Source organism: Aquabacterium sp., assembly GCF_004297345.1.
GTDB lineage: Bacteria > Pseudomonadota > Gammaproteobacteria > Burkholderiales > Burkholderiaceae_C > Aquabacterium.
The window spans coordinates 1-15,161 of the sequence record NZ_SCTN01000142.1; the positions used below are offsets into that span (position 1 = coordinate 1).

The following is a 15,161-nucleotide window of genomic DNA, read 5'->3' on the forward strand; positions in this document are numbered from 1 at the left end:
TGAACGTGCTGCGCGTGGCTGAGGGATGCTGCCACCGCCGCCGCCACTGAGTGCCGCCAGTTGACGGCGAGCCCGCACGGTGGCGCGTTCGATCAGTTCGGCTTGCTCGAAAGCCTTGAATCGGCCCGTATCGCACATCTTGGCCAGCGTTCTGGCCGTCAGCGAAATGGTTTGCTTGTGCGTGTGGCCGTGGTTGAAGATGAAGAAGGTGCGGCCATCGCTGACCCAGGTCAGGCGCACCTTTTTCCACTGGCCTTGCATCATCATCTGGTAAGCCGCACCCTTCTGGATATGGTGCACGAGTTGCAGGCCCGCAGAAGGGGGCGCAGGTGCATCCAGATTGATGTCGATTTCCGTGAGGCTGGGATCGTTCTCTCCGGGCAGATCCAGGTCGATGTCCAGCGGGCCATCCGCCAGCACGGCGGCTTCGGGCAAGAAGCCTGCTTCCTTGATCTCGGTGGGCGACAAGGCCGGCACCACCGTCAGAACGGGCGGGGCCTTGATGTCGTTCAGCGCTTCGGGCAGTGGGTCGTTGGCAGCCTCTTCGCGGCTGGGAATCGCGATCTGCTCGACCTTGGTCAACTGGTGCTCCAGCAAGCGCTGGGTCAGGTCATGCTGGGGGGCTGCTTTCAGGCACTCGGCGTGTGCCGGTAGCAGTTGGGCAAAGAACGCCTGTTTGGCCTCTTCGGCCCACTGAATCAGGCCCAGGCCCTCATTGAGGTCCTTCATCAGCTGCGGCAGCTTGAGCAGGAAATCCTTGCGCAGTTGCGGGTGACCCTTGGGCTGCACGCTCAGCGCCAGATTGTGGCCAGCCGTCTTCATCCGGGTCGCCAGCTGTGATTGGGCGCCATCCCGCGCCGCGGCCATCACCTGCACCTGGCTCCAGATCTGAGACAGGAAATCCCGCAGGAAATCCGGCATCTCGACGTCGGCCAGTTCGCGCTTGAGGATCTGCATGTAGCGCTGGTGCACACGCAGATCGGCTTCCTTGCCGTTGAGCATGGCGGCCACGGCGGCGTTTTCGGCAGCTTCGCGGGCGTTTTCGCTCTCGATGAAGGATTCCAGGTCGGCCAGCTTGGACTCGTAAATGTCCATGCGGTCGAAATCACCGTCCACGATCTCATTGACCAGGGCGGTGACACGGTCCAGGCAGGCTTGCCCCGGGCCGCTCTCGTAGTCGTCAAATGACGCCGAGAGCGTGGCGATGCGGTTCACGAAGCGTCGAACAGGGTGCTTGCGCGAATTGAAGAAGCTCATGTCCGCCAGCGCCACACGCAGTACGGGCATCTGCAGGCGGGCGATCTGGCGCGCCATCAGCGGCGACACCTTGGGGTCGGACAGCACTTGATCGAACAGGGCCGCGACGATGTCGATCACCATCTGATCGAGCGCTGCGCCACCGCTGGCCTTGACCAGTTCTTCTCTGTGGGCGCGGATCAGGTTGACAGCCATCAGGGGGCCAGCAAAGCTCGATCCGGCATCTCCTCCATGTGCGATGGCGGCAGGCGTCACGCCGTCATCTGCAGGCATGCCGCCCGGGAAATCGGCCGTCCATCCCTGTTGGGGCGACTGGGCTGCAATCTGGCGCAGCAGGTTCTGGAAGTCGGGGCTGACGGCGGGCAGGGCGCCAGGCTGGCGAGGCGAGGCGGCACCTCGCAATCCCATGGGCATGGCACCGTCGGCCATCGGCATGGGCATCGAGACGCCAAACATCTCGCTGAGCGCTTGTGCGGCCCGCATGTGGGTTTCAGCGTTGATCGGGCCGGTGTGCTGATAGCCGGACGTGATGCGTCCGCCCATGCTGTCCGGGAATGAGCCAGGCTGGGTGTGCATGGCCAGGTCACCGTTGAGGCTGCCAGGGTTGGTGGGCGACATGCCCCCATGCACGCTGTTGGTGGTCTGACGTGTGCGGTTGACCGTCAAGCCTCGTGGCGTGACGCCTTGGCCGCGCAAGTCCGCGACGATCTGGCCGTAGCAGGTGGCCAGTTCAGGGCCCAGTACGCGGCCCAGGTGCTGTGCGAGCACTTGAGTCACATCGTCGGCGCTGTTCAGTTCTGCGATGGCCGCCAGCAAAGCGCGGGCGATTTCCTGCGGGCGAAGCGGGTTGCGCTCCGGGCTGGGGTCGTTCACCAGTGCTGTGACGTAGGCGGCGAGCGCCTCGAGTTGGGCGTCGCACTCGTGTGTGAGAGCCTGGGCCAGGCGGTCAGCGGTCACGCCGCGCTCGACTTCGGCGTTGTCCACCAGAGACAAAGAGGCCCAGTCGGTATCCGCGCTCAGCACCTGATGGCCGCTGTTCTGCGCGCGCGCGCTACCTGTGATCTTGTCCACCTGCTGGCGGAACTGCTTGCCGAAAGCACTGCGCAACTGAGGGGATTTCAGTTGCAACTCGCGCTCGGCGCTCATCAGCACCTGGCGTTGCAGGTTGCTGGTGGCCGACAAGGCCAGCGGCCCGATCTGGGTCGCGACCTTGTCAATGGCATCCGACACCGCCGTGTTGACGCGGCTGACGGCGCGGTCAATAACGATGTCGAAACGAGGGTCGGTCACAGGACGGGTCCAATCAGATCTGGCGGGCACATGTACTGTCCCAAAAAGGCATTGCCTTTGATCGTTGGATATCGGCCGGTCCCGCCCGGCCTTTCGTTATTGTTTCAAACTGTCACGAATTTCGCGCAGCAACACGATGTCTTCGGGCGTGGGGGCGGGGGCTGCAGGTGCGGCTGCCGGCTCTTCCTTCTTGATGCGATTGATCTGCTTGATCATCAGGAAAATGATGAATGCCAGGATCATGAAATTCAAGGCCACGGTCAGGAAACTGCCGTAGGCGAACACGGCGCCGGCCTTTTTGGCGTCGGCCAGTGTCAGCCCGGCCTGTTGCCCGGCCAGTGCAACGTAGTAGTTGCTGAAGTCCAGCCCGCCGACCACCTTGCCGACCAGGGGCATGATCAGGTCATTGACCAGCGAGTCGACGATTTTGCCGAATGCGCCACCGATGATCACACCAACGGCCAGATCGACCACATTGCCTTTGACGGCAAACTCCTTGAACTCGCTGAAAAAACTCATCGTTGCGCTCCAATTCTTGAGGGAAGTTAGTTAATTTGTCATCCACGATAACTGTAGGCTTCTCTGACGTCTTTGCCAGTGACAGCGATCTAAGCTCAAGAGGCGGGACATCAGTTGTTGCCAAAAAGTTACATGCCCAATCCGCCCTGAGTTCGATCAACAAGTTAGGTCGATTGGAAGAGGGGCCGCGGACGTCCGTTAGAATGCGAGGTTGACCCCAATCTCATCGTTCCATCAGTCCTCTAAAAGTCCATAAGGATACCCATGAGCAATCAGCCAGTGGATCAAAGCCGTCGGACCTGGGTGACCATGGCCTGCGCCGCCGGTGGCGTGGGCGGCGTGGCCACTGCCATCCCCTTCGTTTCGACCTTCCAACCTTCAGAACGCGCTCGAGCAGCTGGTGCTGCCGTTGAGGCTGATATCAGCAACCTCAAGTCGGGCGAGATGATGACCGTTGAATGGCGCGGCAAGCCCGTCTGGATCATCAAGCGCACGCCCGAGCAGGTCGAAGCCTTGCCCAAGCACGATGCTCAGCTCGCCGACCCCAAGTCCGAGCGCAAGCTGGAAATGACACCGGAATACGCGCGCAACGAGCACCGCTCCATCAAGCCTGACGTGCTGGTGGCTGTCGGCATCTGTACCCACCTGGGTTGCTCGCCTTCGTCCAAGTTCCAGTCTGGTCCTCAGGCTTCGCTGCCTGACGATTGGCCCGGCGGTTTCTTGTGCCCTTGCCACGGTTCGACTTTCGACCTGGCTGGCCGTGTGTTCAAGAACAAGCCCGCCCCAGACAATCTGGAAATCCCGCCTCACATGTACCTGTCTGACACCAAGCTGCTGATTGGTGAAGACAAGAAGGCCTGACAGGAGACACGCAATGGCTGAATTCAAACAAGCGCCAGCCGGCGCCTCGGCAGGCGAAAAGCTGATGACCTGGGTCGATAACCGATTCCCGGCCACCAAGATGTACAAGGAGCACATGTCCGAGTACTACGCGCCGAAGAACTTCAACTTCTGGTATTTCTTCGGTTCGCTGGCCATGCTCGTGCTGGTGATCCAGATCGTGACCGGTATCTTCCTGGTCATGAACTACAAGCCCGATGCGGCTGTGGCTTTCGCCTCGGTCGAGTACATCATGCGCGATGTGCCATGGGGCTGGCTGATCCGTTACATGCACTCCACAGGCGCCTCGGCGTTCTTCATCGTGGTGTACCTGCACATGTACCGTGGTCTGATCTACGGTTCCTACCGTACCCCACGTGAACTGGTGTGGATCTTCGGTTGTCTGATCTTCCTGTGCCTGATGGCTGAAGCCTTCATGGGTTATCTGCTCCCTTGGGGCCAGATGTCCTACTGGGGCGCCCAGGTGATCATCAACTTGTTCTCCGCCATTCCGTTCGTTGGTCCTGACCTGGCCATCCTGATCCGCGGCGACTACGTCGTGGGCGATGCCACGCTGAATCGTTTCTTCTCGTTGCACGTGATCGCCGTGCCCCTGGTCCTGCTGGGCCTGGTGGTGGCACACATCATCGCGCTGCACGAAGTGGGCTCGAACAACCCTGACGGCGTTGAAATCAAGCAAGGTCCCAAGGATGCCAACGGCCACCCGCTGGACGGCGTGCCTTTCCACCCCTACTACTCGGTGCACGACATCGTGGGTGTGGTTGGCTTCCTGATCTGCTTCACGGCTGTGATCTTCTTCATGCCTGAGTTCGGTGGTTACTTCCTAGAAACGCCTAACTTCATCCCGGCTGATCCCTTCAAGACGCCTGCGCACATTGCGCCGGTCTGGTACTTCACACCGTTCTACTCGATGCTGCGTGCCACAACCGACCAGATGGTCAGTGTGTTGTCCGTCATCATTGGCGTGGCCGCCGTGCTGAACCTGATCAAGGGCAAGGGTACGGGCCAGACCAAGATTGCTGCCCTGGTTGGCGCAGCGGTCCTGATCGGTCTGCTCAAGGTTCTTGAAGCCAAGTTCTGGGGTGTTGCCGTGATGGGTGGCGCCGTGGTGATCCTGGCTGGTCTGCCCTGGTTCGACAAGAGCCCGGTCAAGTCCATCCGCTATCGTCCAAGCTGGCACAAAATCGTCTATGGCGTCTTCGTGGTCAACTTCGTCATCCTGGGTTACCTGGGTGTGCAGCCACCGTCTGAAATCGGCGGCATGGTGTCGATGGTTGGTACGCTGCTGTACTTCGGCTTCTTCGTGCTGATGCCCTGGTGGAGCCAGTTGGGTACTTTCAAGAAGGTGCCTGACCGCGTGACCTTTACGCCCCACTGATAGACAGAAGCAGGAAACACAGACATGAAAAAAATCCTTGCCTCTTTGCTGGCTGCGATCGCCCTGGTCTCGGGCGCGCACGCCAATACCGAAATGGTGCTGGACAAGTTCCCCAAGGAACGCGTCACTGACCTGGCTGCCTTGCAAAACGGTGCCAAGCTGTTCGTCAACTACTGCTTGAACTGTCATGCTGCTGCTTTCATGCGCTTCAACCGCCTGAAGGACATTGGCCTGACCGATCAGCAGATCAAGGACAACCTGCTCTTCCCGACCGACAAGGTGGGTGAAGTCATGAAGGTGTCTCTGGATCCGAAGGACGCGAAGGCCTGGTTCGGTGGCGTGCCGCCTGACCTGACCTTGATCGCTCGTTCGCGTGCCAGCCACAGCGGTTCCGGTGCGGATTACCTCTACACCTACCTGCGTAGCTTCTATCGCGATGAAGCTCGTCCGACGGGTTGGAACAACATCGTGTTCCCTAACGTCGGTATGCCTCACGTGCTGTGGGAACTGCAAGGTCAGCGTGGCGCCAAGTTCGTTGAGCACGCTGATCCGCACAATCCAGCCAAGGTTGAGCATCACTTCGAAGGTTTCGAGGAAATCACCAAGGGCAAGCTGTCTGCCGCCGAGTACGACAGTGCTGTGGCCGATCTGGTGGCCTACCTGCAATGGATGGGTGAGCCCGTGCAGAACCAACGCACCCGCCTGGGCGTGGGCGTGCTGATCTTCCTGGGCATCTTCTTCGTCATTGCCTGGCGCATGAATGCGGCCTTCTGGAAAGACGTGAAGTGATTGAGGCGTACTCGCTGATCCTTCAGTGAGCGCGTTGATGGCGCAGTGGCCTGCTGCAAAGCAGTCACTGCGCTTCGTTGTTTTGTGGTGCCAGTGGCACCGCGAGCCTTTTTAGACTGACTATTAGGAGCCCACCGCCATGATGGTGCTTTACTCCGGAACGACTTGCCCTTACTCGCATCGTTGCCGCTTCGTGTTGTTTGAAAAGGGCATGGATTTCGAAATCCGTGACGTTGATGTCTTCGCCAAGCCGGAAGACATCGCCCTGATGAACCCCTACAACGAGGTGCCCATCCTTGTTGAGCGCGATCTGATCCTGTACGAATCGCACATCATCAACGAGTACATCGACGAGCGTTTCCCACATCCTCAGCTGATGCCGGGTGATCCGGTTGCGCGTGCACGCGTTCGTCTGTTTCTGCTGAACTTCGAAAAGGAGCTGTTCGCACACGTGAACCTGCTCGAAGGTCGTGGCGGTTTGAAGGGCAATGACAAGCAGTTGGAAAAGGCGCGCTCGCAGATCCGCGATCGCCTGACGCAGCTGGCACCGATCTTCCTGAAGAACAAGTACATGTTGGGCGACGACTTCTCCATGCTGGACGTGGCGATTGCCCCGTTGCTGTGGCGCCTGGATTACTACGGCATCGAGCTGTCGAAGAATGCCTTGCCGCTGTTGAAGTATGCTGAGCGCATCTTCTCGCGTCCGGCCTACATCGAAGCCCTGACGCCGTCTGAAAAAGTGATGCGCAAGTAAGTGTTCCGATTCCGGTCTGAAGAGCAGCATGTCCACTGAACAAGATTCCCAGGGTTCCTCCACTCGGCCGTACCTGATTCGTGCCTTGCACGACTGGTGCACCGATAACGGGTTCACGCCCTATCTGGCTGTTTATGTGGACCGTTCCGTTCAGGTCCCGCAGGAGTACGTCAAGAACAACGAGATCGTGCTCAACGTCAGCTTCGAGGCCACAAGCTCGCTGCAGTTGGGTAACGATTACATCGAGTTCAAGGCGCGTTTTGGCGGCATGGCGCGTGACATCTGCGTGCCAACCGATCATGTGATTGCCATCTATGCGCGTGAAAACGGGCAGGGGATGGCTTTCCCAGTGCCGACATCGTTGGGTGGTGAAGGTGTTGATTCGCCTTCATCGCCTGATGATGGTGGTGACGTGGCCGTCTTGCACGCTACCTTGCCTGCCGATCACCCGGTGGAGCGAGCGCCTTCACTCAAGCTGGCCAAGGCCGGAAAGAGTGACGGCAAGGACGCTGGTAGCGGCGCTGCTGCGCCGATCAAGGATCGCCCGAAGGCTGTCAAGCCTGTGGAAGTGGAGTCCGCCCCCAAACTGGTGGATAACGGTGATGAGCCGCATGACCCCCCTCCAACAGGTGGTGGCCGTCCTGCACTTCGGCGCATCAAATAAGGCTGAAACCCGTAGTAGAATATTAGCTTCTGATCTCGCAGTCATCGATTGCAAAGATCTGATGCCGGCTTAGCTCAGTTGGTAGAGCAACCGCCTTGTAAGCGGTAGGTCGTCAGTTCGAATCCGACAGCCGGCACCAAAATTACAAAGCCTGCAACTCTTCATGGGTTGCAGGCTTTTGTTTTTGCTTCGCCGATGCGTTATCGGGGGTGATCGGCGCTAGGGCATTGATAGGCCTTGCCGTTCAGCGTGGTGGCGTCGTAGCCCACATTGGGTTTGTCCCAGACCACGTGAGTGGCACCCATGCTGTCAGCTTGTCGCAACAGGTTTTGTTTGATGTTGTCGACCCCCTTGGGTGCAAAGAAGCCAGTCAGGCCCGAACTGCTGCTCAAGCTGTCCAGCAATTTGCAATTCACAACCATGTCGGCATTGCCTTCGATGACGTGACCAGCGTAGCGTTCATGGTGCTGGGGCATGTTGGTGCAGGCGGCCAGTGTCGTTATCACGGCCAGGCAGGCAAGGGCGGTCAGTCGCTGTTGTTTCATGGTCGTTTCCTTTTCACATGTGTCTACTTCAATGTAGCGCAGGCCATCTGCAGATCAAAGTGCGGCCGCTTGCGTCAGCACAAGAAAAGGCCCGCTCGGGGCGGGCCAGGTTGATAAGGTGAACGACTTTGTATCGCGCGATTTATTGAGTCACCAGCTTGTTGAGATCAACCAGATCGTCGGCTTTCAAGGTGCCGGCAGCCTGCTTGAGCTTGATGGATCCAACGATGACGTCGTAGCGGGCCTTGTACAGGTCCTTTTGCGTGGATGTCAGTTGGGTCTGTGCATCCAGCACATCCTTGTTGATGCGGACACCGACGCGGTAGCCCAGTTGTGTGGCTTCCAGTGCCAGCTTGGCAGAGGCCTCGGCTGCCTCGTAGGCCTTGACCTGGGCCAGGCCTGATTGCACGCCAGAGAAAGCCTGGCGCGTAGCCAGGGCCACGCTGCGCTTGGCATTGTCCACATCACGCTCGGCCTTGTCCGACAGTGCCAGCACTTCCTTGACGCGGTTCTGGATGGCGCCACCGGCATAGAGGGGCATGTTCAGCTCGACGCCAATCGATGCAGTCGTACCGGAGCCGGCCGCCAAGGTTGTGGAGCTGGAGTCGACTTTGCTACGAGACAAATTGGCGACGGCATCCAAGGTAGGCCAGTTGCCAGCCTTGGCCTTTTCAATTTCCAGTTTGGCAACTTGCAGTCCCACTTCGGCCTTGCGCACCGATGGCGCGTTGGGGGTTTGGGCGACCCAGTCGTCCATCTGACCTGGTGCCAGTGAGTCCAGTTTTGCGGGCGTGAGCAACGGGCTGGGGTTCACGTCCGAGCGTCCAACCAATTGATCGAGCGCGATGCGTTTGACGCGCAGGTCATTGGTGGCAGCGATTTCTTGTGCGGAAGCCAAGTCAAAGCGAGCCTGGGCTTCACGGGTGTCGGTGATCGTGGCGTTGCCCACTTCAAAGTTTCGCTTGGCCGACGCCAGTTGCTCTGCCAGTGCCTTTTTGTTGGCCTGGGTGGTGTTGAGCACATCCTGGGCAGCCAGTACGTCAAAGTAACCCTGGGTCAAGCGGGCAGCCAGGTCGTTTTCGGCGATGGTCAGGTCTGCCTGGCTTGCGATCAGGGACTGTTCTGCCTGGTCGATCTTGGCCGCGTCAGCACGGTTGATCAGCGGCAATTTACCGGCAAGCCCGGCTGTCTTGGATGTGGTGTTTGAGTTGTAGCTGTTGGGGACCAAGCCAGCAACCAGTGGCGACGCCGGGGCCGGTGCATCTGTTGATGCCTCGAAGTGGCTGCGGTTGATCGACCCCTTCAAGCCCAGACTGGGGCGCATCAAGGCATAAGCCTGATCGACTTGATATTGCACGGATTCCGCTTGCGCCTTGGCCGACAGGTACGCTGCGTCATAGCCTTTTGCGGCCTGGTACAGGTCCACCAGATTTTCCGCTTGAGCATGAGTCCAGCCCGCCAGGCTCAGAAGTGCCGCGGAGCAGGCCGTGGCGATGGTGCGCCTCGTGGCCGCAGCGCGTTGGCTGTGGGACAACGGAGCCGTTTTGACGGACTTGGACATCATGTTTCCTCAATCAAATGGGTATGGTTCTTCAGAACTGGAATCGGCTGGGCTCGGCAAAACCGACCAGGCGGGGCGCAACCGTGTCAAACAGCACCTGGCTGTTGAATTGCGCGTCGTTCACACGTGTGTAGAGCGTGGCCTGCATGATGGGATCTTGCCCCACGATGGCCAGCAGGCGGCCGCCGGTCTTGAGTTGGTCCAGCAGGTTCTGGGGAACCTGGGCAACTGAGCCAGTCAGCAAGATGGCGTCATAAGGTGCCTGGCCAGGGAAGCCAGCGGTGCCGTCTGCCTGCACGACTTCGGCGTTGCTCACGGCGGCGTTGCGCAGGTTGGTGCGGGCCACGGAGGCCAGGGTTGCATCAGCCTCCAGGGCGATCACGCGCTGGGCCTTGTGGGCCAGCAGGGCGGCGACGTAGCCTGTGGTGGCGCCGATCAGCAGCACGGTGTCGCGCTTGCTGAGGTTCAGGTCCTGCACCATGCGGGCTTCGACGCGAGGTGCCAGCAGCGAGCGGCCCTGGCCCAGCGGGATCTCCAGATCCATGAAGGCCTGGGCGCGGTGGTCGGCGGGGATGAAATCTTCGCGACGAACGGCAGACAGCAGGCCCAGCACCGAGGTGTCCAGGACATCCCAGGGGCGGATCTGTTGCTCGATCATGTTGAAACGGGCTTGTTCGACGTTCATGCTGGGCATCCTACGGGAGACGGTAAGGGAAAGTAATCCGGATAAAACATAGATTTTAAGAAAGTTCAGGGTTTGCCTGAATGCGACAGTGACTTGTCCGATTTAAAGCGATTTTTTACCCACATGCTGAAATCATCCAGAAAGGTGTAGATCACCGGCACCACGACCAGGGTCAGCAGGGACGAGGCGATGACGCCGCCGATCACGGCCTGGCCCATCGGTGCGCGTTGTTCGGAGCCTTCGGTCAATGCAAAGGCCAGCGGCACCATGCCAAAGACCATGGCCAGGGTGGTCATCAAGATGGGACGCAAACGAACGCGGGCAGCCAGCAGCAGGGCTTCACGGCGGGGCAGGGGCTCGGTGTCATGGCTGTCACCGCTGTGGCCCAGTCGGGCTCTGTTGGCGAAGTCGACCAGCAAGATGGCGTTCTTGGTGACCAGGCCCATCAGCATGATGATGCCAATGACCGAGAACATGTTCAGCGTGGAGCCGAATACCAGCAGGGTCAAGACCACACCGATCAGCGTCAGGGGCAGCGAGCTCATCAGCGAGATAGGCTGCAGGAAGCTGCGGAACTGCGAGGCCAGGATCATGTAGATGAAGATGATGGCCAGGCCTAGTGCTGAGGCAGCGTACTCGAAGGCTTCCTTCATGTCCTTGGTCGAGCCACCAAAGCGGTAGTGGTAGTTCGCGGGCCAGGGAGTCTTGTCGAGGATGGCCTTGATGTCGGCGGAGACCTCGCCCATGGAGCGGCCCGTGACGTTGGCGGTGATCTCGACTTCGCGGTTGAGGTCGCGGCGGTTGATCTGTGTGGGGCCCAGGCCTTCGATGATGTCGGCCACCTGATGCAGCTTGACGATGCGGGGGCGGCCTTGTGCATCGGCGCCGGCGACCAGGGGTAGGTTGCGCAGGTCTTCGGCGGTGCGGCGATCTTCAGGACGCAGGGATACGCGGATGTCGTAGTTCTGCTCGTCGGACGCGAGCCAACTGCCGACCGTCTTGCCCTCCACCAGCACAGACAGTGCATTGCTGATCGTGTCCACATTGAGGCCCAGGTCTGCCGCCGCATCGCGGCGCACGCGGATGTCCAGCGTGGGCTTGTTGGGCTTGAGGCTGGTGTCCAGGTCAACGAGGCCGGGCACTTTGCTCAGCTTGGCCAATGTCTCTTGAGACAGCTTGCCCAGTTCAGCCAGGCTGGTGCCTTGAATGGAGAGCTGGATGGGCTTTTGGCCACCCACCGCGTCCAGCAGGCCGACGTGGGTCACGGTGATGTCGGGCAACTGGCTCAAGGCTTGTCGCAAGGGGGCCGAGAGCTGATCAACGCTGCGCTGGCGTTGATGTCGGTCCTTCAGGCGCACGTAGATGCTGACCTGGTTGCGGCCCAGCGCGAAGCCCGTGTTGATCGTGGACAGCGTGTAGCTGACCTCAGGCATGTTGCGGATCAGGGCCTCGACATCATGCGTGCGCGCTTCGGTGGCCTCCAGCGAGGTGCCGGCCGGCGTATAGAAGTTGACGAAGGTCTCGGAGTAATCCGCCTTGGGCACGAACTCGGTGCCCATCAGTGGCATCAGGGCCAGGCTGCCCACCAGGCTGCCGGCTGCGAGCAGCATGGTCCACCAGGGATGGTCCAATGCCCACGACAGAATGTGTTGATAGGCCTCACCCAGCGAATCGGCCCAGTGCTCGATCGCCGCGGTGACGCGGCCAATGCTGCGGTCATACAGCGAGCGCGAGCCGCCAGCTTCACCTTGGCGGTGGATGGCCGGGTCATGCCAGATGCTGGAGAGCATGGGGTCGAGCGTGAAGCTCACGAACATCGAGATCATCACGGCTGCCACGATGGTGATGCCGAACTCGTGGAAGAACTTGCCGATGATGCCGCCCATGAAGCCTATGGGCAGGAACACGGCCACGATGGACAAGGTGGTAGCCAGCACGGCCAGGCCGATCTCCTTTGTGCCGTCCAGGGATGAGTCGAGCGCTGATTTGCCCATCTGCACATGGCGCACGATGTTCTCTCGTACCACGATGGCATCGTCGATCAGCAGGCCCACGCACAGGCTCAGGGCCATCAGCGTGATCATGTTGATCGAGAAGCCGAAGGCGTACATGAACAGGAAGGTGCCGATGATGGAGATCGGCAGCGTGAGGCCGGTGATGACGGTCGAACGCCACGAGTTCAGGAACAGGAACACGATGCCCACGGTCAGCAGGGCGCCTTCGATCAGCGTCTCGCGCACGGTGGACACACTCACGGCAATCGGGCGGCTGTTGTCGCGGATGATGTCGACCTTCATGCCCGGTGGCAGTTCCTGCTGCACCTGGGTGACCACTTCGCGCAGGCCTTTGGCCACGTCCAGCGTGTTCTCACCCTGGGCCTTGAGGACTTCGAGTGCGAGCGTGCGCTTGCCGTTGTACAGGGCGAGCGTGTCCAGCTCCTGCGGGCCGTCGATCACGTCAGCGACCTGGCTGAGGCGGATGGGCTGGTTGGCGCGTGTGGTGATGATCAGGCGCTCGAAATCACGCACGGTTTTCAGGCGTGCGTCGATCTGCACGACTCGATCCTGGTCCTTGGTTCGCACGCTGCCTGCAGGTTGATCCTGGTTTTCCAGGCGCACAGCGTTGGCCACTTGCTCGGCGCGCAAGCCCAGTGCCTGCAGCGCCTGTGGCTTGAGGTAGACGTTGATCTGGCGCTTGAGTGCGCCCACCAGATTGACCGAACCCACGCCACGCACGTTCTCCAGCCGCTTGCGCAGAATCTGGTCGGCGTAGGTGCTCAGGGCTTGTTCGCTTTGCGTGGTATCGGGTGAAGTCAACGCCAGCGAAAAGATCGGGCGGTTGGCCGGATCAAAGCGCAGGACGCGTGGTTCCTTGACTTCGTCGCGAAGGGTGGGGCGAATGGCCGAGAGCTTTTCGCGCACATCATCGGCAGCACGACGGCCATCGACATCAAGGTTGAACTGCACGATGACGACCGAGCTGCCTTCATACGAACGCGAGTACAGCTGGTTGATGCCCGCCACCGTGTTGACGGCTTCTTCAACCTTGCGGGTGACTTCGGATTCGATGATCTCGGGCGAGGCGCCGGGATAGTCCAACTGGATGGCGAGGGTGGGCAGTTCGATGTCAGGGAACTGGTCGACCTTGAGGCGTTGATAAGAGAACAGGCCGAGCACGACCAGGGCCAGCATGACCATTGTGGCCAGCACCGGGTTGTTGATGGACAGGCGGGTGAACCACATGTGTTGCGCTTCCTGCCTGGCTTCAGCGTGTTGACGAGGTGGGCTGCGCGAGCGTGACGGCCTGGCCGTCGTGCACGGTGCCGGTGGCGTTGCGCACCACCACATCACCAGCTTGCAGGCCTTCGATCACTTCTTGCATGGCTTGCCCGTCAGCGCTCTTGCCGCTGTGCGCACCCAGCTTGACGTTGACCTTGCTGACCTTGCCCTGTTGCACACGCAGTACCTGATCGTGGCCGGATTCTTTGGTGATGGCGCTCAAAGGCACAGCCAGCGCATCGCGTTGCGCCAGCGTGATCTCACCTTGGGCAAACAGCCCCTGGCGCAAGGCCGGGTGGGGCTGCAATGACAAGTACACCATTACCGAGCGTGTGTCTGCCGTGGCGCTGGGGTTGATGCGGGCAATGTGGGCATTGATCGGCTCACTCAAGCCATCCAGACGCAGCGTGGCCGGGCTGCCAATGCGCACTTGCGTGACGTCTTGCGGCGTGAGCGGCGCTTGCAACTCCAGGCTGCTCAGGTCCACCACCTCAACGATGCGGCCATCGACCGCCACACGTTCTCCCGCTTGCACGAAACGCTGCGAGATTTGCCCTGACAGTGGGGCGCGCACGGTGCTGTCTCGAAGGGCCTTGCTGGCCAGATCGGCAGCAGCTTGCGCGGCTTCATATGCGGCTTTGGTGCCGGCTGCATTGGACAAGGAGGTGTCTAGCGCATTGCGCGAGATGAAGCCTTGTTGGATCAGCGCCTGGTTGTTGTCCAGGGTCTGCTGGGCAATCTGCCATTGGGCTTTGGCTGATGCGGCTTGCTGGCGGGCTTGCTGCAGCTTGGTGTCGAACTCCTGGGGATCCAGTTTGCCGATCACTTGATCCGCCTTGACCTGATCGCCTTCACGCACATTCAGGCTGAGCAGCTCTGCGGCCACCTTGGCTTTGACGATGGCCGAACGCTGCGCCGTCAGGCTGCCTGATACCGCGATGGCGTGTGTCAGTGCTGTCGGTTGAACGGTGAGCACATCGCGACCGGTCAGTGCCATTTGTGGCGCTTGCGCGCTGGCAGAACTCTGCGCCAGTTCAGTTTGCTGCGCCTTCTTGTGCACGATGGCGCGGCCTATGCCGCCGCCCAGAACCAGTACACCTGCGGCCAGGGCTATCCACTTGGTCTTGTTGCTCATGTCTCTTTGTGTGGTGTTGTGCCGGGGCGAACCTCAAGGCCTCTCAGCAGCAATTCGATCTGGGTGGTCATGAACCGTGCCGGATCCAATGGCACAGGATTGGCCGTGCACACCGACGTGCACTGGCGGTACAGGATCAGGAACTGAAGCGGGGCGATCAGGGCGTGCACAACGGAGGTCACGTCCATGTCCCGAAATTCCTTGCGGTCGATGCCGCGCTGTACGGCGCGGGCCAGCAGGGCGTGGCTGGGCGCGACGACTTCATCGACATAGAACTGCGCCAACTCAGGGAAGTTGGCTGCCTCGGCCATGATCAGCACCAGCAGGCCCGCCGCCTTGGATGAGCCTACGCGCGACCACCAGGTGTGCGCCAGCATGTGCAGGGCATCGGAGGTACTGCCTTCGA

Annotated in this window: 13 protein-coding genes and 1 tRNA gene; 6 read left to right on the forward strand and 8 right to left on the reverse strand. The window is 60.4% G+C overall.

Annotation, left to right across the window (positions count from 1 at the left end):
• The coding region (locus EPO09_RS04580; protein WP_290640633.1) for a DUF1631 family protein at positions 1 to 2,547 on the reverse strand (2,547 nt) is incomplete at its 3' end.
• A 96-nt stretch (positions 2,548 to 2,643) separates the two neighbouring features.
• Positions 2,644 to 3,066: a large conductance mechanosensitive channel protein MscL gene (gene mscL / locus EPO09_RS04585; protein WP_290640635.1), complete on the reverse strand. Its 423-nt coding sequence runs from the start codon at positions 3,064 to 3,066 to the stop codon at positions 2,644 to 2,646.
• A 264-nt stretch (positions 3,067 to 3,330) separates the two neighbouring features.
• Between mscL and petA the strand changes: the two genes are divergently transcribed.
• From petA to EPO09_RS04615, 6 genes are all read left to right on the forward strand, one after another.
• Positions 3,331 to 3,927, forward strand: a complete 597-nt coding sequence (gene petA / locus EPO09_RS04590; RefSeq protein ID WP_290640637.1) for a ubiquinol-cytochrome c reductase iron-sulfur subunit — start codon at positions 3,331 to 3,333, stop codon at positions 3,925 to 3,927.
• Between the two features lie 13 nt (positions 3,928 to 3,940).
• The gene (locus EPO09_RS04595) at positions 3,941 to 5,344 is read left to right on the forward strand and encodes a cytochrome bc complex cytochrome b subunit (protein WP_290640638.1); all 1,404 of its coding nucleotides are present in this window, start codon (positions 3,941 to 3,943) and stop codon (positions 5,342 to 5,344) included.
• A 24-nt stretch (positions 5,345 to 5,368) separates the two neighbouring features.
• Positions 5,369 to 6,133, forward strand: coding sequence for a cytochrome c1 (locus EPO09_RS04600; protein ID WP_290640640.1), 765 nt, complete (start codon positions 5,369 to 5,371; stop codon positions 6,131 to 6,133).
• 139 nt (positions 6,134 to 6,272) lie between these two features.
• Positions 6,273 to 6,887, forward strand: a complete 615-nt coding sequence (locus tag EPO09_RS04605; protein WP_125242292.1) for a glutathione S-transferase N-terminal domain-containing protein — start codon at positions 6,273 to 6,275, stop codon at positions 6,885 to 6,887.
• A gap of 28 nt (positions 6,888 to 6,915) precedes the next feature.
• Positions 6,916 to 7,551 (forward strand): ClpXP protease specificity-enhancing factor, encoded by a 636-nt coding sequence (locus EPO09_RS04610; protein ID WP_290640646.1) that lies wholly within the window; start codon positions 6,916 to 6,918, stop codon positions 7,549 to 7,551.
• A gap of 63 nt (positions 7,552 to 7,614) precedes the next feature.
• Positions 7,615 to 7,690, forward strand: a tRNA-Thr gene (locus EPO09_RS04615).
• A 61-nt stretch (positions 7,691 to 7,751) separates the two neighbouring features.
• On the opposite strand, the gene EPO09_RS04620 is transcribed toward EPO09_RS04615, so the two are convergent.
• The 6 genes from EPO09_RS04620 to EPO09_RS04645 all read right to left on the reverse strand — a co-directional run.
• Positions 7,752 to 8,096 carry a hypothetical protein gene (locus EPO09_RS04620; protein WP_290640648.1) on the reverse strand — a complete coding sequence of 115 codons (345 nt, stop codon included), beginning with the start codon at positions 8,094 to 8,096 and terminating at the stop codon, positions 7,752 to 7,754.
• A gap of 142 nt (positions 8,097 to 8,238) precedes the next feature.
• Positions 8,239 to 9,657, reverse strand: coding sequence for a TolC family outer membrane protein (locus EPO09_RS04625; protein ID WP_290640649.1), 1,419 nt, complete (start codon positions 9,655 to 9,657; stop codon positions 8,239 to 8,241).
• A 31-nt stretch (positions 9,658 to 9,688) separates the two neighbouring features.
• Positions 9,689 to 10,342, reverse strand: coding sequence for a protein-L-isoaspartate O-methyltransferase (locus tag EPO09_RS04630; RefSeq protein ID WP_290640651.1), 654 nt, complete (start codon positions 10,340 to 10,342; stop codon positions 9,689 to 9,691).
• 65 nt (positions 10,343 to 10,407) lie between these two features.
• Positions 10,408 to 13,584: an efflux RND transporter permease subunit gene (locus EPO09_RS04635; protein ID WP_290640653.1), complete on the reverse strand. Its 3,177-nt coding sequence runs from the start codon at positions 13,582 to 13,584 to the stop codon at positions 10,408 to 10,410.
• Positions 13,585 to 13,606: 22 nt separating this feature from the next.
• A complete protein-coding gene (locus EPO09_RS04640; protein WP_290640655.1) occupies positions 13,607 to 14,755 on the reverse strand; it encodes an efflux RND transporter periplasmic adaptor subunit in 1,149 nt (382 codons plus the stop codon).
• A partial coding sequence (locus EPO09_RS04645; protein ID WP_290640656.1) for a TetR-like C-terminal domain-containing protein occupies positions 14,752 to 15,161 on the reverse strand: 410 nt, incomplete at its 5' end. The genes EPO09_RS04640 and EPO09_RS04645, both read right to left, overlap by 4 nt.

Coding starts and splice junctions, on each gene's coding strand:
- EPO09_RS04625 (WP_290640649.1), bottom strand. CDS start 9,657: ATGTCCAAGTCCGTCAAAACGGCTCCGTTGTCCCACAGCCAACGCGCT.
- EPO09_RS04630 (WP_290640651.1), bottom strand. CDS start 10,342: ATGAACGTCGAACAAGCCCGTTTCAACATGATCGAGCAACAGATCCGC.
- EPO09_RS04610 (WP_290640646.1), top strand. CDS start 6,916: ATGTCCACTGAACAAGATTCCCAGGGTTCCTCCACTCGGCCGTACCTG.
- EPO09_RS04595 (WP_290640638.1), top strand. CDS start 3,941: ATGGCTGAATTCAAACAAGCGCCAGCCGGCGCCTCGGCAGGCGAAAAG.
- EPO09_RS04640 (WP_290640655.1), bottom strand. CDS start 14,755: ATGAGCAACAAGACCAAGTGGATAGCCCTGGCCGCAGGTGTACTGGTT.
- petA (WP_290640637.1), top strand. CDS start 3,331: ATGAGCAATCAGCCAGTGGATCAAAGCCGTCGGACCTGGGTGACCATG.
- mscL (WP_290640635.1), bottom strand. CDS start 3,066: ATGAGTTTTTTCAGCGAGTTCAAGGAGTTTGCCGTCAAAGGCAATGTG.
- EPO09_RS04635 (WP_290640653.1), bottom strand. CDS start 13,584: ATGTGGTTCACCCGCCTGTCCATCAACAACCCGGTGCTGGCCACAATG.
- EPO09_RS04605 (WP_125242292.1), top strand. CDS start 6,273: ATGATGGTGCTTTACTCCGGAACGACTTGCCCTTACTCGCATCGTTGC.
- EPO09_RS04620 (WP_290640648.1), bottom strand. CDS start 8,096: ATGAAACAACAGCGACTGACCGCCCTTGCCTGCCTGGCCGTGATAACG.
- EPO09_RS04600 (WP_290640640.1), top strand. CDS start 5,369: ATGAAAAAAATCCTTGCCTCTTTGCTGGCTGCGATCGCCCTGGTCTCG.